The following is a 17,194-nucleotide window of genomic DNA, read 5'->3' as shown; positions in this document are numbered from 1 at the left end:
TCGCAAGTTTGCGCGCATGGCATTGAATCAAGGCGAACAACAGCTTCTCGACTACATACGGGCAAACCCCGAGGAAAAATCCTACTGGGAGCAAAAGGTTCGCAGCGTGGCCGCCGCGCAGCCCGACGATTATCTGACGGCGGAGGCTTTGGGCAGGGAATTGCGCGCCTATCTTGTCGAGCGCGCCCGCGTGGTGAGGCAACTGGAGGATGTTTCGACCGGCATGAGCATGCGCAACCTGGCGGAATACTTGATACTCATCTGGACGGAGCCGCGACCGAAGAAGAAAAAAGCCGGGGATCAGTTCACTTTGTGGCGCGATGACGCTCAGTTTTAGTTTAAAAACTATGTTAAACTCATGCGCGGAGCGCGGACTAATTGGCATTTAAATGATTCGAGCCGCTGATGGGAGTCGAAGGATTAAGCATCGTAATTAATTGATTATAAATTAATTAATACCGGCTGCTGTTTCTTTGTGTCAAAAGGTTTGTCGGGCCGTTCAAACGAGTGTTTGAGTTTTTTGGAAAAAGCGCCGGATTATTTTGAAACATTTTGCGGGAGGCTGCGTCTTACTCTGCGTAGGTAGTTCAGATTTCTCCCGCATAGCGGGAGATTTGGGGTAACAAAGAAAGCAATGGGCGGTCCGCTTAGGGGTAGGCGGGCCGCCCTCTTTTTTTGCCCGCGCCGTGAGAATGTGAAAAAAGTGTTCAAACGAGCGTTTGAGACGATTGTTTGAGGCCGCGAAAAAAATCTTTAATTTTTTTGAATCCTTTTTGGAGAGGCCGCGTCTTACTCTGCGTAGGTAGTTCAGATTTCTCCCGCATAGCGGGAGATTTGGGGTAACAAAGAAAGCAATGGCGGTCCGCTTAGGGGTAGGCGGGCCGCCTCTTTTTTTGAAAAATCAATTCCGCGTTCGACAAATGCGCGCACCTGTGCTGACTTTTTCGCATCTTATCCACACCAATGGAAAGCCTGAGCCGGGCGAAAGCCCCAAAATCACAGTTGCTCAAGGAGCCCAAGACGAGGGCTAAAACCTTCGTTTTGGATACCAACGTCCTCCTGCACGATCCGCAGTCGATCTTCAAGTTTGAGGACAACAACCTCGTCATTCCCGTGGAGGTTTTGGAGGAACTGGACACCATCAAGACTGAGCAATCGACCGAGCGCGGGCGCAATGCGCGCCGAGTTCATAGAATCCTGCAGGAGTTGCTGCCGGATGCGCGTTCGATGAACGAGGGCGTGCGATTGCGAAATGGAGGCTCGTTGTTCGTGATCATAAACCACTACATGGTCGACCAGCACTTTGCGGGGGCGAATCCGGCGATGCTGCGCTTGCAGGCCGTGCTTCCCGACCTGTCCAAGAAGGACAACCGAATCATCGCCTGCGCGCTGTATGTGCAGGAGCAGTTTCCGCCGCCGGTGATCCTTGTGACGAAGGACGTGAACGTGCAGCTCAAGGCGCGCGCCGTCGGGCTGGAGTCGCAAGATTATCTCAACGACAAGGTGCCCGAGGCCGACGCCGAGGCGCGCGAGGACGCATATCGCGAGATCCCCGTCACTATTTATGAAATGCAACGGTTCTGCTCGGAGGGCCGGTTCGATCTGGGCGCCGAGGCGTCGCGCGGACTTGCCCTCAACGACTATGTGCTGCTGCGCTCCGAGGTGGACAAAACCATGCCCGCGCGCGTGGCGGGTGTGGAGGCCGACGGCTCGTGCGCGGTTGGACGCCTGCGCATTCCCGAAAGCGTGCGCGCACCCGGCGGCATTCCGATCCGCCCGCGCAATCTCGAACAACAGTTTCTCATGGATGCGCTGCTTGATGATTCGGTCTCGGTTGTCACCTGCTTCGGCAAGGCGGGCACCGGCAAGACGCTGCTTTCGATCGCGTGCGCGCTGCATCAAACGCAGGACGCCTGCTCGCGCTACGACGGCGTCTCGATTTCGCGTCCCGTGATTGCCGTCGGCAAGGAGATCGGGTTTCTGCCCGGCGACCTTGAGGAAAAAATGAAACCGTGGCTCCAGCCGTATTTCGACGCGCTCGAAGTGCTCATCCCCTCGAAGCCGCCGAAGGATCCGCAGTTTGCGGTGAAAAAAGTCTCAAAGAAAAAGAAGACTAAGCACGACGCCCGCGCCCACGCGATGGAGATGTCACCTGTTGCGCAGACTGCGGGCGCTTCCGGCGGCGGAAGCGGAAATGGCGGCGGCGCGACCGCCGGAATAATAAAACCCTACGAGCGCCTGATTCGCAACGGCATGGTTGAAATCGAGGCACTGTGCTTCATCCGCGGGCGTTCGATTGCGAGGCGCTTTTTCATATTGGACGAGGCGCAGCAACTCACGCCGCACGAGGTGAAAACGGTGATCACCCGCATTGCGGAAGGATCTAAAATCGTGCTCATCGGCGATCCGGCGCAGATTGACAACCCGTATGTGGATTCGCGCAGCAACGGCCTTGTCTATTGTCACAACCGGATGCGCGGCCAGTCGCTCGCCGCGCACGTGACGCTGACCAAGGGCGAACGCTCCAAGCTCGCGGAGCTGGCGGCGGATTTATTGTGAAGCGTGACGGCGTTTGCGCCGGATGCGCGAGGCCGCTGTGCCGCCGCGCAGATTCTTGTGTCGCCATTCGCACAAACGCGCCAAAGCATTGTCGAAAAGCAATTCAGCCGCCGTGAGCAAAAACTCAAAACATCAAACACCAAACTCCAAACAACGCGCCGTCTCCTCCGTGGCAGCGACGCCTGCCGCCCTCGGTTTCCGCATGCCTGCCGAGTGGGAACCGCAGGATGCCGTCTGGCTTTCGTGGCCGCACAAACGCGCGTCGTGGCCCGGACAATTCCGCCCCATCCCCTACGTCTTTGCGCAAATCGTCGCTCACATCAGCTATCGCGAAAACGTCCGCATCAACTGCGCCGCCGCACTCCAGTCGCGCGCGAAAAAACTCTGCGACCGCGCCGGAGCCGACATGTCGCGCGTGTTCTTCTACAATCACCCGACCAATGACGCATGGTGCCGCGATCACGGGCCGATTTTCGTGAAAAACGACCGCACGGGCGAAGTCGCCGTCACCGACTGGATGCACAACGCCTGGGGCGGCAAATATCCGCCCTACGATCTCGACAACACCATCCCGCCGCTCGTCGCGAAAAAACTCAAGATGCGCCGTTTCGTAAAAAACGTCGTTCTCGAAGGCGGTTCGATTGATGTCAACGGCAATGGCATGCTCCTCACCAGCGAGCAATGCCTGCTCAACAAAAACCGCAACCCGCAGCTCACGCGCGAGCAGATCGAGCAAAACCTCCGCGACTACCTTGGCGTGAGCACGATCCTCTGGGTGGGCGACGGCATTGTCGGCGACGACACCGACGGACACATCGACGACATCACGCGTTTCTACAAACCCAACGGCTTCATCACCGTGGTCGAGCCAAACAATCGCGACGCCAATCACGCCATCCTCGCGGAAAACACCGAGCGCCTGCGCTCCATGCGCACGCCGTCGGGCAAAAAGTTCGACATCGTCGAGCTGCCCATGCCGAAGCCCTTCGCGTTTCAAGGCCAGCGCGTCCCGGCGAGCTATGCGAATTTTCTCATCATAAACGACGCCGTGCTCGTGCCCACTTTCCGCCAGCCCAAGCGCGACGGCGCGGCATGCGAAATCATTGCCGGTTGTTTCCCGGACCGCGAAATCGTCCCCGTCGATTGCTACGAGCTCATCTGGGGGCTCGGCACCTTGCACTGCATCTCTCAACAACAGCCCGCCTGAAAATTGCCCGACATAAACCAACGCATAATTTTTATATGAAACAAATCAGCTTGTTCCTCACAGCGCTTGCGCTCCTTTTGGCCGCCGGTTGCAAGTCCAATATCGCAAACCTTCGCGAGCACATCAATCCCACCTACCACGACGTCATTGTTGAAACTGACCAAGATGCCGCGTTTGCCGCGGCCCGCTCCGCGCTTGTCCAGATGGGCTACAAGATCACGAGCAGCGGGGTTGCGCAGAAAAAAATCGAGGCCATCAGTGCGATCAGCTCGGGCGACATGGGGCGCGCGGCGCGTCAGATGAGCGCCAGCGTGCGCTTCGGTGTCGCGCCGGACAACACCACTGCAATCCAAATCCTCTTCATCGAGATTCTGGAGGACAGCGGCATGAGTCGCGACGGCATGGCTACCAAGCAGCCGTTGAGAGAAAGCGGGCTTTACGGCGTGTTTGAGAAATACGTGAACGAGGCACTGAAGGCCGGGAAGTGAAAATAAAAAAAGCGCGCCGGTGATTGGCGCGCTTTTGGTTGGTTGGAAAATTGGCAGTCTGCGCCACGTCTTTATGCGCCGCCGGCGACGGCGTTGCTCTTCGGTTTGAAGGTCTGGCGGATCGTCGCCTTGATGTAGTCGCGGTTCATGCGGGCTATGAAGTCGTGGCTGATGAGCTTCGGGCACGCGGCGCTGCATTCGTATTGGTTGGTGCAGCTTCCGAAGCCGAGTTCGTCCATCTTGGCGACCATGGCGAGCACGCGGCGGTCGCGCTCGGGCTGGCCTTGCGGGAGGAGGCTGAACTGCGAGACTTTGGCCGCGACGAAGAGCATGGCGCTGGCGTTTTTGCAGGCCGCGACGCAGGCGCCGCAGCCAATGCATTGGGCGGCGTCCATGGCGAGGTCGGCGTTGTCCTTCGAGATCGGGGTCGCGTTGGCGTCGGCTCCGGCTCCGGTGCGCACGCTGATGAAGCCGCCGGCCTGCTGGATTTTGTCGAACGCGCTGCGGTCGGTGATGAGGTCCTTGATGACCGGGAAGGGTTTTGCGCGGAAGGGCTCGACGGTGATGACCGCGCCGTCGGCGAAGCTGCGCATGTAGGTCTGGCAGGTGGCGATGGCTTTGTGCGGGCCGTGCGGCTTGCCGTCGATGACGAGGTTGCAGGTGCCGCAGATGCCTTCGCGGCAGTCGTGCGCGAACGCGATGGGCTCCTCGCCTTGCGTGACGAGGCTGTCGTTCACAACGTCGAGCATTTCGAGGAACGACATGTTCGGGTTGCAGTTCTTCGCCTGATACTCGACGAACTTGCCGGGCTGGTTCGGTCCGGCCTGGCGCCAGACGCGAAGGGTCACGTTGATGTTTTTTTCGGATGATTCGGCAACCATGGGAGTGTGTTTGTTAAATGTGTTTGGTTGTGCGTATGCCCTTTTGGCTTATTTGTAGGAGCGAACGCTCATCTGGGTGAATTCGTAGTTGAGCGGTTCGACGTTGCGGAGCGGGTCCTTGCCGTCGCCTTGGTATTCCCAGGCGGCGACGTGGCCGAAGTTGGCGTCGTCGCGTTTGCATTCGCCGTCCGGATATTGGTATTCCTCGCGGAAGTGGCCGCCGCAGCTTTCCTCGCGGGCGAGGGCGTCGCGGCACATCAGTTCGCTCAGTTCCATGTAGTCGGCGACGCGGCTGGCGTTTTCGAGCGACTGGTTGAGGGTCGCTCCCGAGCCGGGCACGCGGACGTTTTGCCAGTATTCGGCGCGGAGCTCGGGGATGAGCTTGATCGCCTTCTGGAGCGATTCCTTGGTGCGGGCCATGCCGCAGTTTTCCCACATGATGAGGCCGAGGCGCTTGTGGAAGTGCGAGACGGGTTCCTTGCCGTTGGCGCCGAGGAGGCGGTCGTTGATGTCGCGGACGTTTTGCTCGGCTTGCGCGAACTCGGTGGCGTCGGTTTTCGGACGGGAGCCGGGTTTCTGCGTGGCGAGGTAATTGCCGATGGTGTAGGGGATGACGAAGTAGCCGTCGGCGAGTCCTTGCATGAGCGCGGAGGCGCCGAGGCGGTTCGCGCCGTGGTCGGAGAAGTTCGCCTCGCCCAGAACGAAGAGGCCGGGGACGTTCGACATGAGGTTGTAGTCAACCCAGAGGCCGCCCATGGTGTAGTGCACCGCGGGGTAGATGCGCATGGGTTGTTTGTAGGCGTTTTCGTTGGTGATTTCGTGGTAGATGTCGAAGAGGTTGCCGTAGCGTTCGCGCACGCCGTCCTCGGTGAGGCGCTGGATGGCGTCGGCGAAGTCAAGGTAAACGCCGCGCTTGCCGGGGCCGACGCCGCGGCCTTCGTCGCACATGCGCATCGCCGCGCGCGAGGAGACGTCGCGGGGGGCGAGGTTGCCGAAGCTCGGATAGATGCGTTCGAGATAGTAGTCGCGCGCTTCTTCGGGGATTTGGCTGGCGGGTTTGTCGCAGTCGGCGGCGTTTTTCGGAACCCAGATGCGTCCGTCGTTGCGGAGCGACTCGGACATGAGGGTGAGTTTCGACTGGTAATCGCCGGAGACGGGGATGCAGGTGGGGTGGATTTGCGTGAAGCAGGGATTGGCAAAGCAGGCGCCGCGTTTGTAGGCGCGCCAGGCGGCGGTGGCGTTGGAGCCGCGCGCGTAGGTGGAGAGGTTGAAGACGTTGCCGTAGCCGCCGGTGGCGAGGATGACGGCGTCGGCGGACCAGCGGCGGATTTCGCCGGAGACGAGGTTGCGGGTGATAATGCCCTTGGCCTGTCCCTCAATGACGACGAGGTCGGACATTTCCTCGAAGGGGTGCACTTCGACCGCGCCGCGTCCGGCCTCCTTCATGAGCGCGGAATAGGCGCCGAGGAGGAGTTGCTGGCCGGTCTGGCCGCGGGCGTAGAAGGTGCGCGATACTTGCGCGCCGCCGAAGGAGCGGTTGGCGAGCAGGCCGCCGTATTCGCGGGCGAAGGGCACGCCTTGCGCGACGCATTGATCGATGATGTTGACGGACACTTCGGCGAGGCGGTGGACGTTGGCCTCGCGGGAGCGGTAGTCGCCGCCCTTGATGGTGTCGTAGTAGAGGCGGTGGACGCTGTCGCCGTCGTTCTGGTAATTTTTCGCGGCGTTGATGCCGCCTTGCGCGGCGATGGAGTGGGCGCGGCGCGGGGTGTCGTGAAACACGAAGCATTTCACCTTGTAGCCGAGTTCGGCGAGGGTGGCCGCGGCGGAGGCGCCCGCGAGGCCGGCGCCGACGACGATGACTTCGTATTTGCGCTTGTTGGCGGGGTTGACGAGCTTGAGCGCTTCGGACTTGTAGGTGCTCCACTTGTCGGCGAGCGGGCCTGTGGGAATCTTGGATTCGAGTTTGGCCATGGTAAAAAAATTAGGAGTTAAAAATTAGGAATTAGGAAGTGAGGTTTCGGTGGTGCGGGAGTGCGTCGGTTATTTTTGCGCGGGGGTTTGCGTCGTGCAACTGGCGCCGGCGGAGCATTGGAGTGCGGCGACCTTGGCGGCGGTGGTGCCTTCGGCGGGTTTGGCGACTCCGCTGACGATCAGGCCGGGCATCGCGAGATTGCCGAGCAGATAGACGAGGGCGAAAAGGCCGACGATGCCGCGCAGCAGGCAGGACCATTTGTGGTTGCGCCAGCCGAGGGTTTGGAAGAGCGACTCGACACCGTGCCAGAGGTGCATGGCGAGGAGGGCGACGGCGAGCATGTAGAAACCGGCGACGATCGGGTTCATGAAGCCGAGGAAAACCATGCTGTAAACGTCGTGGACGGACTCGCCCTTGTTGGCGAGGGGGATGCCGAATTCCTTGACGTTGTCGGTCATTACCCAGTGCGGAAGCGCGTCCTTGAACACGCCGCCCGTGCCTTGCACGCCGACCGTGAAATGCAGGATGTGGTAGATGATGAACGCGAGCACCACGAGGCCGGTGAGGCGCATGTAGCGCGAGGCCGTGGTGGCGGCGAGCCACTTGTTGCGGTCGTATTTTTCGGGGCCGCGGGCCTTTTTGCTTTCAACCCAAAGCGTGACGGCCGCCCAAACGTGGATCACCACGCAAAGCAGCAGGAAGCCGCGAACGCCCCAGAGGGCGAGCCCGAGTCCCTGGAGGAAGTGGGCGTAACCATTGATGTGGTCGGGATGCAGGAAGATCTGCAAATTGCCCACCATGTGGCCTGTGACGAAGCCGGTGAGCACGAGGCCTGTCAGGGCCATGAGGAATTTTCGACCTATTGAGGATGTTACGAGGTTGGCGATGGGAGTCATCGTTTGATGTGGGTGGCTGGTTCAGAGAAAAGGTTTTGCCCGCCGGCGACACTGCGCGGGAACGGTGGTTTCCGGCAAAGGTCGGACGGCGGGCTGATACAAGGGAAGAATTGGAACGCGTTTTGTCGAGGCTTCGTTCTCAAAAAAGGCGTTTTTTTTCTCATTAAAAAGAGACTGGGTCTTAATAACGGGAATTGCGGTCGCTTACGGAATCTTTTTAGACGCGGGTCGCCTTGCTTCGGCGTGTGCGGATTAGAGTGTCGCATGTCCATTTTGGGCAGTCTCGTCACAAGCAGGCGGGGGAGGGGGCGATGAAGCATTCTTGATGCGCAACGGTTCGCGATTGTTCGAATCGTTGAGTGTAAAAATGCTGTGATTGCATTGCGGACGGGGATTGTTCCAGTTTGGCGGGATGTCCTCTTTTCAACCCAGCACCGCAGTGCGCGCGCAACTTCTCACCCGGCTTTGCTACGGGTCGATGATGGCGTTGTCCATCGGCATGAATTTGCTGCCGGTGTTTCTCACGGAGTTGAGTGTGGAGTTTGGCGGCGAGGCGGGGCTGTCAAAGGAACAGCTCGGGCGTTTGAGCGCGTGGTGTTTTTCGGGGCTGGTCACGGGGATTCTTGTCACGGGGCCGCTTGCGGACCGGTGGGGCGCAAAACTGTTTGCGTTGTTCGGCAACGTCGTCACGGCGGCGAGTCTCGCGGCGATGGCGTGGGCGCCCGGTTACGGGTTGTTGTGCGGCGCGCTGTTTTCGATGGGGCTGGGCGCGGGCATGACGGACATGATTCTCAGCCCGATTGTGTCGGTGCTCAACCCCGAGCGGCGCACGGTGGCGCTCAACTGGCTGCATTCGTTTTATTGCGTGGGCGCGGTGATGACAATTGGCGTGGGCACCGTGACGCTGAGCGTCGGGCTCGGCTGGTCGGGAACGTGCCTGCTCCTGCTGCCGCTGCCGCTCGTGCTGGCGGTGATGATGGCGCCGTTGCGTTTTCCGTCGATGGTTGGCGATGGGGCGGACAAGTCCCGGAGCGACTCCGTCGCCCAAAAAGCGCGCATGCCGATGAGCCAGTTGGTGCGCCGCGGATGGTTTGTCGTCGCGATGGCGGCGATTTTTCTTGGCGGCGCGACGGAGGCGGGCATGGCGCAGTGGCTGCCGCTCTACGCGGAAAAGAGTCTCGGTTATCCCGTGTGGATCGGCGGCTTGTCGCTGTTATTGTTTTCCGTGGCGATGACCGCCGGGCGCATGATCGTGGGCATGGCGGGGCGGCGCATGGACCCGTTTGTGATGATGGCGTGGGGTTGCGGATTTTCGGTGGTGCTTTTCTGGATTGGCGCGTTTTTCCCGAGCGCGTCGGTGGCCTTGCTCGCGTGCATTGCGGCGGGGTTCACTGGAAGCTGCCTGTGGCCGACAACGCTTGCGGTGACCGCGGACCGTTACCCGAACGGGGGCGCGAGCATGTTTGGCATGCTGGCCGCGCTCGGCAACGCGGGCGGCATCTTCATGCCGTGGCTCGTGGGAATGGTCGCCGACTGGCGCGACCTGCACTGGGGGCTGGCGATTTCCGCCGTGGCGCCGTTCATCATGGTGCCGATGATACTGTGGATGCGGCGGGCAAAGGCGTGACGGTTTTCCGGTTTGCCTCGCGCGCGTGAAACCATCACGAATTGCGGGCATGAACCAATCTTACGGAAACCCCTTCCTGACCGCCGATGAAGCCGCCGCTTCCGAACGCGCGCTGTTCATCAGGCGCACCTACATTCATCTCGCCGGCGCGCTGATCGCCTTTGTCGCGCTCGAGGCTGCGTTGCTCAAGCTGCCGGGAATTGAAAAACTTATCGCCCTGATGACCGGCGGCTATGGCTGGCTGATCGTCCTCGCGGCATTCATGGGCGTTTCGTGGCTTGCGGACAAATGGGCGCGTTCGGACGCGTCGCCGTCGGCGCAATACCTCGGGCTTGGTGTTTATATCGCGGCCGAGGCTGTTATATTTTTGCCGCTGCTTTATATTGCGGCTTACTACAGCGACCCGACGATCATTCCGACCGCGGGTATTATCACCGGCCTGCTCTTTGTGGGACTCACCGCGACGGCATTCATGACGCGCCAGGATTTTTCATTTCTGCGGAGCATCCTGACAATCGGCGGGTTTGTTGCGATGGGTGTTATTATATGCAGCATTGTGTTTGGATTCACGCTCGGCCTGCTCTTCTCGGCGATCATGGTGTTTTTCGCGGGCGGCTCGATTCTTTATACAACGTCCAATATCATCCATCACTACCGCACCGACCAGCATGTTGCCGCTTCCCTCGCACTGTTTTCCGGCGTGATGCTGCTGTTCTGGTATATCCTGCGAATCCTGCTTCTGCGCAGCCGGAATTAAGGGCCGAAAACACGGCTTTTTATCCACAGATGGCGCGGGTAGGCGCAGATAAGAAAAGCTCGTGAAAAACACGCAGAAACAATGCCAGATCTTTGTTAATGAATGTTCTTTTGGATATTGAAGGACGGTGCTAAAAAATGAAACTGACGCGAAAAAACGTAGGCCAGGTTGTTCGTATTATAGGCGTGCCTGATTTGAGCGGATTGGGGGATGATGAAAGGAAAGTTAGCGCGCCGGTTTTCGAATATCTTGTTGGCAAGAAAAAAAGAATTATGGCCGTTCGGGATCATCCAATCGATGCCGAGTTTGAATTCACAATTCGAAAGGGAAAATGTAAAGGTTCTCATACTGTATGGATAGAACCAGAATTCTTGGAAGAAATGCCAAAAAGAAAGAAGCGAACCAATCGCTAGGTTCGATTTTTTTAAGCTAAATATTATATCAATCGCTAAAAATATTTAGACTTTGGTAGGGCGAACCCTCAGGGTGAGCCGAGGCTGCAAGCGGCTCACCCTGAGGGTTCGCCCTACCTTGTAATAGTCTGATTATTTGTAGCGATTGGTATTATTAACCACGGATTACACTGATTTCACGGATGCCAAACCGGGCGTCGCAAGCGACGCCCCTACGGTATTTATCCGTGAAATCTGTGTAATCCGTGGTTAAAATAAAAACGCCCGCGCTACTTGGTTTTCAGATCAAACCCGTTTTTCGCAAATGTCTCACCGTTCACGATAATCTCGATTTCATGCCGTCCGGCGTAGTGGGTGCGGGTGGTGAAATTTTCGATGCGCTGGGTGCGGGTTATTTTTATCGTTTCCCTTGGCGCGAGCGTGAGGCTTTTCAGCTTGAAAACCTTGCGCGTGGTGTGGCCGGCTTTTTTCACATAATGCACGGCGTAGTCCACGACGAGGCGCTGCGGTTTTTTGGCGGTCGATTTGAGCGTGAATGAAAAACTCAGGCGTTCACCAAGTTTGAGCGTGCGCGGGGTGATCTTGAAATCGTCTATTTGCACGCGGGCTTTTTCGCCCGCGCCGATAACGGCAAGCGCGCGGCGGTCGCCTTTTTTGATGAGGGTGCGCAGTGCGTGTTTCACGATCCAGGCGGTGTGCGCGTTTTCGGGCGGCCAGTCCTTGATGCGCGCGAGAACCCAGTCGGGATTGTCCTTGGTGATGTCGTTGAGGTGGTTGGCGACGGATTTGCGCACGTAGAGGCTCGAGTCGGCGCGGAGGTTTTCGAGGATCGGCGCGACGGGGTCGGGGTTTTGCACGAGCGAGTCGAGCCGGAACGACCACGGGAGGCGCGGGCGGCAGCCTTCGCTTGAGAGCCGGCGCACGTGCTCGTCGGGGTCGCGCGACCATTTTTGCATGATGGCAAGCGCGCGCGGCTGGTCGCGGCGAATGAACTCGCGCACGGCAAACTCGGACGAACCGAAGGGCGTGAAAAATTTCAGCGCGTCCATCGACATGTCGAAATCGCGCGGGGTGGTCCCGTGGAGGGCGACATAGTCGGGAAACACAAGCATTGCGAAACTGGGAGCGAGGGCGGGCGCGAGCGCGCGGAGCGTGGCGAGTGTTTTGCGGTAGTTGGTTTCGGCGTCGGGCAGCGTGGCGTGGAGCGACTCGGTCATGCGGCGCAGGCGTTGCATGAGCGAAAGGTTTTCAAAGTCGCGGAAGGAAAGCGCGAGAAAGCGTTTTGCGTCGAAGCGTTTTTCGATGAGGGAAAGTTCCCTGGCGACGAGGCGGAAGCGGTCGGTGTTGAAGAGCGTGTCTTTGAGCGCGGGGGCGGACATGTGTGGAAATATGTGCGAGGTTGTTTGGAATGGATGTTTTTTGCCACGGAGGGCGCGGAGGGACCCGGGGAAATTGGTTAAAAGTCGCCGATGTGTTATGCCTCAAGTTGTCAGCCATTCAGCAGCGGCAAATCCGCCAGCGTCAGCGGCCGTCCGAGGTGGCGCTGGTGCAGGGCGCACATGGAGAGGAAAATCTGCGCGGTTGTGAATGTGTCGCCCTCGGCGGTGTGGCGTTCGAGCGGGGCGATTTTGCATTGCGCGCACACTTCCTCAAGCGAGGGCTCATGCTGGCCCGGATAGGCGGTTTTGGCGAACGCCTCGATTGACGTCATGGCAAACGCCGCCGTGTCGAGCGTGGGGTTGCGCAATGCGGCGCGGAAGTGCCGCTCGAGCGAGGCGTTGAGCATGGCGATGTCGAAAAGGATGTGGTGGCCGACAAGAATCGCGTCGTGGATGCGGGGCAGAAATTCGAGCAGCACCTCGGCCTCCGGCTGGCCGCCCGCGGTTTGCGAGGGCAGGATGCCGTGAATCGCAACGGCTTTGTTGATCGGGGCGTCCTCTTGAAAGACTGTCCATGAACGCGATTTTGCGATGCTCAGGCGGCCTTTGCCGACCTCGGCAATGGCGAGCGAGAGTATGCGGTTGGCCTGGATGTCGAAGCCGGATGTCTCGCAATCGAGAATGACAAATCGCGCGTCCGCGACGGGTGTTTTTCGCGACGGGCGGGGCGAGGTTGCCTCGCGATAGGCGGCGACAACCGGGTTTGAGGGCGGGCGTTTCCAGAATTTCCAGGTCATGGCGGGGGGAGTTGAATTTTCGATTTTCGATTCTCGGTTTGGCAGACTGTCGGCCTGCGGCCTCGAAACGATTGCGCGCTACCGCGCGAAAACGAAATCGTAATGGAGCAGAAGCTCCCAATCGAAAATCGAGAATCGAAAATCGAAAATTTTCTCATGTCATGCGTCCGTCGATTGAGAATTGAAACTGCACGGCGTGCTGCACGGTGCGCACCACGTCGAACACGCTGGAGAGTTGCGCGCGCTCGATTTTGGTGAGCGTGGCGGGATCGAGGGTGCGACCCGAGTCGCCGCGTCGCAGGCCGTTGAGTGTGCGCAGGCCGAGGAGGAAATCGTAGGCGTCGCGCGCGAGGGACGCGAGTTCAGCGCGCTCGGGCACGACGCGGCGAAGCTCCTCCCAGCGTCCGCCGGTCGAGTAGCGCCGGTTGAGTTTGTGGTGAAGCGAGAAGAGGCGCGCGGCGTCGCGAAGCGGTCCCATGCCGCGGTTTTTCAGGTCGAACTCGCTGCTGCCGCCAACGCCGAGTTTTTCAATGACGAAGCGGCCGATGAAATTGAGCGGGGGGGTGTTGTCCACGATCGTTTGCGCGAGGCGGCGCTGGAGCGCGGTGTCGGCGGAGGCGGTGGCGAAAATCCTTTCGCGGAGTTTGTCGCACAGGGCGCGATCGCCGGTGACATGGCGCAGATCGTAGAGGATGGTGGCGCGCAGGAGCCCGTCGCCGTCGATGTCGGCGTTGAATGAGGCGATCTCATCGACCCACTCGTCCGCCGTGCGGCACCAGCGAGGGTTGAGCGCCATGACACCGCCCTGGCAGCGGGCGAAGCCGGCGGCGACGAGCTTGTCGATCACGCGCGCGGCGAGGCGCGTGAAAATGGCGCGCGCGGCCTCGTCCTCCTCATGCGTTTTCGAGGGGGCGAAGACGATTGCGTTGTCCATGTCGGTGCGCAGGATTTGCTCGCGGCGCCCGTCGCTGCCGACCGACATCCACGCCCACGCCACGCCGCGCGGAAGCGGGACGCCCTCGGCGCGCAGCTCGTCGGTGGAGAGTTCGACCAGTCGCTGCGTGAGCTCGTCGTAAAGCTCGGCGCAGATTTGGCCGACGTAGATGGCGGAGACACCGGCGTCGAGGTAGCTGCGGGCGATGTTCTCGATCTCGTCGCAAAGCTCGCGGAAGCGCGCGTTTGACTTGGCGAAACGGATTTCGCGCAACAGGCCCGCGGGATGGTGGCCGGTTTGCGCGAGCAGGTCCTTGTGCGTGCAGACGTCGAGCGCCTTGGTGTTGGGCGTGCCGTCCTCGGTGACGCAAACCTGCCCGATGCGTTCGCGCAGCATGATCAGCATCGCGGCGGTGGCGCTGGAGTTGGGCGAGACGGTGCAGACGGGTTTCGCCATGATGCGCGAGACGGGCTCGGTTTTGGGCATTCCGTCAACGACGACGTTTTTGACGAGCGCGTTGCTGCTGACGATGCCGAGCGGACGGCGCTCGGAATCGACAACGAGAATCGACGGCACGCGCTTCGAGGAAATGAGCGATGCGGCTTGTCCGATCTCGGCGTCGGGACCGCATGTGAGCAGTCGCTCGATCGGACGCGGCTGGATGATCTGCGCGCCGTCGAGATGCGACTGGAGGATGTTTTTTGCGCGGCCCGCCATGTGCGATTTGGTCGGTTCGTCCGAGTAGTGAATCTGGCTGCCTACGCGCACGGCCCAGGAGAGGTGGCGGCGCACATAGTTTCGAGCCTCGTCGTTTTTTTCGAGCAGCGCGCGGAGCATCGTCCATGGAAGGCCGTAGAGCATGGAGTCCTCGACTGCCTGCGCGCTGACGCGACAGGCCTCGTTGCGCACCAGCGCGCTCAGGCCGAGCACGTCGCCGACATCGCGCACATCGACGCGCTCGGACTGCCCCTCGTTGTCCCAGATGTATTCGACGCGGCCTTGCGCGAGAAAGAGCACCTCGCCGGAGGGTTTGGCGCCCTGCCGCCAAATGTAGTCGCCCATCGGCACGACCCAGACCTCGGCCTCGGCGGCGAGCCCGGCGACAGATTCCGCGGGCAGCATGGAAAAGGGAGGGAAGCGCATCAGCGCGTCGGCGATGCGTCCGGGAATCATATTTTTCGGCGCGGACATGGATTAATAAATGCGCGGAGCAAAAGCCAGCTTCCCCTCAAACGCGAGCCTGCGAATTGAGGCGCCACGCGCGGAACAAACCGGTTTCATGGCGAACCCTCGCCGTGGCATTTGTTTGTCAATGTGAACAAGGGTCAAATCCAGCAGGTGCTGCCCAACTCGATGCAGGCCATGCCCGATGGCGGCGCGATCACGATTTCGACCGGTGTATCCGAAAAATTAATACACGCGGACGTGGCCGGCGACGGGCCGGGGCTGGCAATCGCGAAGCGCACCATGCCCGGCCATCACGGCGGGATCACGCTGCTCTCGACTGGAAAAAACGGCGCGGCGTTCCGGATTGGGCTGCCGCGCCGGATTTTATTTCAGGTCTTTACCGTCCGCGGCGCAGGCGGCTTGTGGCTTTGGGCGGCGTGGCGGCGGTTTGGACGGCCTCGTCGAACAGCGCCGAGTAGATGTAGTTGAAGCCGTCGAGTTTTTTGCGCTCGATGCTCGAGTTTATGAAGCGTTCGATCGAGCGCGCGTCGCGCACGTCGTCCTCGGTCACGAGCGTGAAGGCGTCGCCGGTTTTTTGGGCGCGCCCGGTGCGGCCGATGCGGTGCACGTAGTCCTCGGGGTTTTCGGGCACGTCGTAGTTGATCACGTGCGACACGTCGGCGATGTCCAGGCCGCGCGCGGCGATGTCGGTGGCGACGAGAATCTCGTATTTTCCGGACTTGAAGCCCGAGAGCGCCTCGAGGCGTTCGCGCTGGTTGCGGTCGGAGTGGAGCACCCCGACCTTGCGGCCCGCGCCGCGGAGGCGGCCCGCGATGCGGTCGGCGCCAAACTTTGTGCGGCTGAAAATGATGATGCTGTGGTAGTCGGTGCGCTTGAGCAGTTCGTCGAGCAGGTCGGCTTTTTGCGAGGCGACGACGGGATAAAACGCATGCGACACGGTTTCGGCGGGCGAGCGTTGCGCGCCGATTTTAACCTCGACGGGATCGTTCAGCGCCCACGAGGCGAGCTGTGCGATTTCAGGCGGGAGCGTGGCGGTGAAGAAGAGCGTCTGGCGGGCATTGGGGCATTTTTGCACGATGCGTTTCACGTCGGGCAGGAAGCCCATGTCGAGCATGCGGTCCACTTCGTCGAGCACGAGGATTTCGATGCTGTTGAGGTTCACGGTGCCTTGCTCCATGTGGTCGAGCAGGCGGCCCGGGGTCGCGGCGAGGATGTCGACGCCGCGCTGGAGGTCGTCGCGCTGTTTTCCGTAGCCGACACCGCCGTAGACGATCGTCACGTCGAGGTCGGTGTATTCGCTGTATTCCTTGAATGCTTCCTCGACTTGGAGCGCGAGTTCGCGCGTGGGTTCGAGCACGAGGCAGCGGAGGCGCCCGTGCGAGCCGAGGCGTTGCAGGATGGGCAGCGCGAACGCGGCCGTCTTGCCCGTGCCGGTTTGCGCGGAGCCGGTCACGTCGCGTCCGGCGAGGACGTGCGGGATGGCTTGCGCCTGGATGGGCGTGGGCTCGACATAGCCTTTTTGCGCGACGGCGTAGGCGATGCGATCGTTGAGCCCGAGCTTGGTGAACGAAGTGTCCTGCGGGGGCACCTCGGCGATTTGTTTTGGCGGTCCGCTGCGCAGGGGCGGTTCGTAAACGGCCTCGCGTTTTGGCTTGGGCCCTCCTCGTTGCAGCGCGCCGCCCTTGCCGCGACGGCGCGGCTCGGTGTTGCGCGTTTCGCGAGAGTCATGCGAACGGCTTTTGCGTTGCTGCGCGGGCGCGGGGGCGCCGTCCGTTTTGTGACGGGGTTTTGTGTTGCGGCCACGCTGTTGCGTTTTGGAATTGGCTTTGCCGGCGGTCTTGGAGGAGGCCGGTTTTTTGGACGAAGGCGCGAGTGCTTTGCGCAGCTTCGACATGATCTTTCTTAGCATATTGTTGGTGTTAAAGGATGAAGCATCTACCAAAGCCACTGGGTTTGACAATCTTGTATATTTGCCCGCCCGGGATGCCGCCATGCGCGGAAAACATAAATAATTTTGCTGTTACCTGGCCGGGATTTTCATCGTCTCAAACATTTATTGTGGCGGTTCGGGATGAAACAATGTCTGACTCTCC

Annotated in this window: 14 protein-coding genes; 7 read left to right on the top strand and 7 right to left on the bottom strand. The window is 60.3% G+C overall.

All coding sequences use genetic code 11. The features are described 5' to 3' along the window. The first annotated feature begins 16 nt into the window (after positions 1-16). From M2447_RS05140 to M2447_RS05125, 4 genes are all read left to right on the top strand, one after another. Positions 17-337 carry a hypothetical protein gene (locus M2447_RS05140; RefSeq protein WP_277557693.1) on the top strand — a complete coding sequence of 107 codons (321 nt, stop codon included), beginning with the start codon at positions 17-19 and terminating at the stop codon, positions 335-337. Positions 338-963: 626 nt separating this feature from the next. Then, on the top strand, positions 964-2,559 hold the full coding sequence (locus M2447_RS05135; protein WP_277557692.1) for a PhoH family protein: 1,596 nt from the start codon (positions 964-966) through the stop codon (positions 2,557-2,559). A 202-nt stretch (positions 2,560-2,761) separates the two neighbouring features. Then, a complete protein-coding gene (locus M2447_RS05130) occupies positions 2,762-3,766 on the top strand; it encodes an agmatine deiminase family protein (protein ID WP_343215371.1) in 1,005 nt (334 codons plus the stop codon). Positions 3,767-3,801: 35 nt separating this feature from the next. Beyond that, positions 3,802-4,254, top strand: coding sequence for a hypothetical protein (locus M2447_RS05125; RefSeq protein WP_277557690.1), 453 nt, complete (start codon positions 3,802-3,804; stop codon positions 4,252-4,254). A gap of 71 nt (positions 4,255-4,325) precedes the next feature. On the opposite strand, the gene M2447_RS05120 is transcribed toward M2447_RS05125, so the two are convergent. The 3 genes from M2447_RS05120 to M2447_RS05110 all read right to left on the bottom strand — a co-directional run bounded on the left by M2447_RS05120 (position 4,326) and on the right by M2447_RS05110 (position 8,006). Continuing rightward, positions 4,326-5,108: a succinate dehydrogenase/fumarate reductase iron-sulfur subunit gene (locus tag M2447_RS05120; protein WP_343215370.1), complete on the bottom strand. Its 783-nt coding sequence runs from the start codon at positions 5,106-5,108 to the stop codon at positions 4,326-4,328. Between the two features lie 75 nt (positions 5,109-5,183). Further along, positions 5,184-7,109, bottom strand: coding sequence for a fumarate reductase/succinate dehydrogenase flavoprotein subunit (locus M2447_RS05115; protein WP_277557689.1), 1,926 nt, complete (start codon positions 7,107-7,109; stop codon positions 5,184-5,186). A gap of 69 nt (positions 7,110-7,178) precedes the next feature. Beyond that, positions 7,179-8,006 carry a succinate dehydrogenase cytochrome b subunit gene (locus M2447_RS05110; protein WP_277557688.1) on the bottom strand — a complete coding sequence of 276 codons (828 nt, stop codon included), beginning with the start codon at positions 8,004-8,006 and terminating at the stop codon, positions 7,179-7,181. A gap of 412 nt (positions 8,007-8,418) precedes the next feature. Between M2447_RS05110 and M2447_RS05105 the strand changes: the two genes are divergently transcribed. The 3 genes from M2447_RS05105 (at position 8,419) to M2447_RS05095 (ending at position 10,803) form a co-directional block, all read left to right on the top strand. Beyond that, entirely contained in the window at positions 8,419-9,633 is a 1,215-nt protein-coding gene (locus M2447_RS05105) for an MFS transporter (protein WP_277557687.1), read from the top strand. 49 nt (positions 9,634-9,682) lie between these two features. Further along, positions 9,683-10,390 carry a Bax inhibitor-1 family protein gene (locus tag M2447_RS05100; protein WP_277557686.1) on the top strand — a complete coding sequence of 236 codons (708 nt, stop codon included), beginning with the start codon at positions 9,683-9,685 and terminating at the stop codon, positions 10,388-10,390. A gap of 137 nt (positions 10,391-10,527) precedes the next feature. Continuing rightward, entirely contained in the window at positions 10,528-10,803 is a 276-nt protein-coding gene (locus M2447_RS05095; protein WP_277557685.1) for a hypothetical protein, read from the top strand. 269 nt (positions 10,804-11,072) lie between these two features. Here M2447_RS05095 and M2447_RS05090 read toward each other — a convergent pair whose 3' ends face one another. The 4 genes from M2447_RS05090 to M2447_RS05075 all read right to left on the bottom strand — a co-directional run bounded on the left by M2447_RS05090 (position 11,073) and on the right by M2447_RS05075 (position 17,010). Continuing rightward, positions 11,073-12,182: a DNA alkylation repair protein gene (locus M2447_RS05090; RefSeq protein WP_277557684.1), complete on the bottom strand. Its 1,110-nt coding sequence runs from the start codon at positions 12,180-12,182 to the stop codon at positions 11,073-11,075. A 110-nt stretch (positions 12,183-12,292) separates the two neighbouring features. Beyond that, positions 12,293-12,979, bottom strand: a complete 687-nt coding sequence (locus tag M2447_RS05085; RefSeq protein WP_277557683.1) for a 3'-5' exonuclease — start codon at positions 12,977-12,979, stop codon at positions 12,293-12,295. A gap of 154 nt (positions 12,980-13,133) precedes the next feature. Continuing rightward, on the bottom strand, positions 13,134-15,104 hold the full coding sequence (locus M2447_RS05080) for a DUF294 nucleotidyltransferase-like domain-containing protein (protein WP_277557682.1): 1,971 nt from the start codon (positions 15,102-15,104) through the stop codon (positions 13,134-13,136). Between the two features lie 373 nt (positions 15,105-15,477). Continuing rightward, positions 15,478-17,010: a DEAD/DEAH box helicase gene (locus tag M2447_RS05075; protein ID WP_277557681.1), complete on the bottom strand. Its 1,533-nt coding sequence runs from the start codon at positions 17,008-17,010 to the stop codon at positions 15,478-15,480. Positions 17,011-17,194: the final 184 nt, after the last annotated feature.

This window comes from Ereboglobus sp. PH5-10, assembly GCF_029504735.1.
GTDB lineage: Bacteria > Verrucomicrobiota > Verrucomicrobiia > Opitutales > Opitutaceae > Ereboglobus.
This window is presented reverse-complemented; position numbering and strand designations above follow the sequence as displayed.

What these genes read in the sequence shown, in the direction of transcription:
- M2447_RS05140 (WP_277557693.1), top strand. Translation starts at nt 17, where the DNA reads ATGGCATTGAATCAAGGCGAACAACAGCTTCTCGACTACATACGGGCA.
- M2447_RS05135 (WP_277557692.1), top strand. Translation starts at nt 964, where the DNA reads ATGGAAAGCCTGAGCCGGGCGAAAGCCCCAAAATCACAGTTGCTCAAG.
- M2447_RS05130 (WP_343215371.1), top strand. Translation starts at nt 2,762, where the DNA reads ATGCCTGCCGAGTGGGAACCGCAGGATGCCGTCTGGCTTTCGTGGCCG.
- M2447_RS05125 (WP_277557690.1), top strand. Translation starts at nt 3,802, where the DNA reads ATGAAACAAATCAGCTTGTTCCTCACAGCGCTTGCGCTCCTTTTGGCC.
- M2447_RS05115 (WP_277557689.1), bottom strand. Translation starts at nt 7,109, where the DNA reads ATGGCCAAACTCGAATCCAAGATTCCCACAGGCCCGCTCGCCGACAAG.
- M2447_RS05110 (WP_277557688.1), bottom strand. Translation starts at nt 8,006, where the DNA reads ATGACTCCCATCGCCAACCTCGTAACATCCTCAATAGGTCGAAAATTC.
- M2447_RS05105 (WP_277557687.1), top strand. Translation starts at nt 8,419, where the DNA reads ATGTCCTCTTTTCAACCCAGCACCGCAGTGCGCGCGCAACTTCTCACC.
- M2447_RS05100 (WP_277557686.1), top strand. Translation starts at nt 9,683, where the DNA reads ATGAACCAATCTTACGGAAACCCCTTCCTGACCGCCGATGAAGCCGCC.
- M2447_RS05095 (WP_277557685.1), top strand. Translation starts at nt 10,528, where the DNA reads ATGAAACTGACGCGAAAAAACGTAGGCCAGGTTGTTCGTATTATAGGC.
- M2447_RS05090 (WP_277557684.1), bottom strand. Translation starts at nt 12,182, where the DNA reads ATGTCCGCCCCCGCGCTCAAAGACACGCTCTTCAACACCGACCGCTTC.
- M2447_RS05085 (WP_277557683.1), bottom strand. Translation starts at nt 12,979, where the DNA reads ATGACCTGGAAATTCTGGAAACGCCCGCCCTCAAACCCGGTTGTCGCC.
- M2447_RS05080 (WP_277557682.1), bottom strand. Translation starts at nt 15,104, where the DNA reads ATGTCCGCGCCGAAAAATATGATTCCCGGACGCATCGCCGACGCGCTG.
- M2447_RS05075 (WP_277557681.1), bottom strand. Translation starts at nt 17,010, where the DNA reads ATGCTAAGAAAGATCATGTCGAAGCTGCGCAAAGCACTCGCGCCTTCG.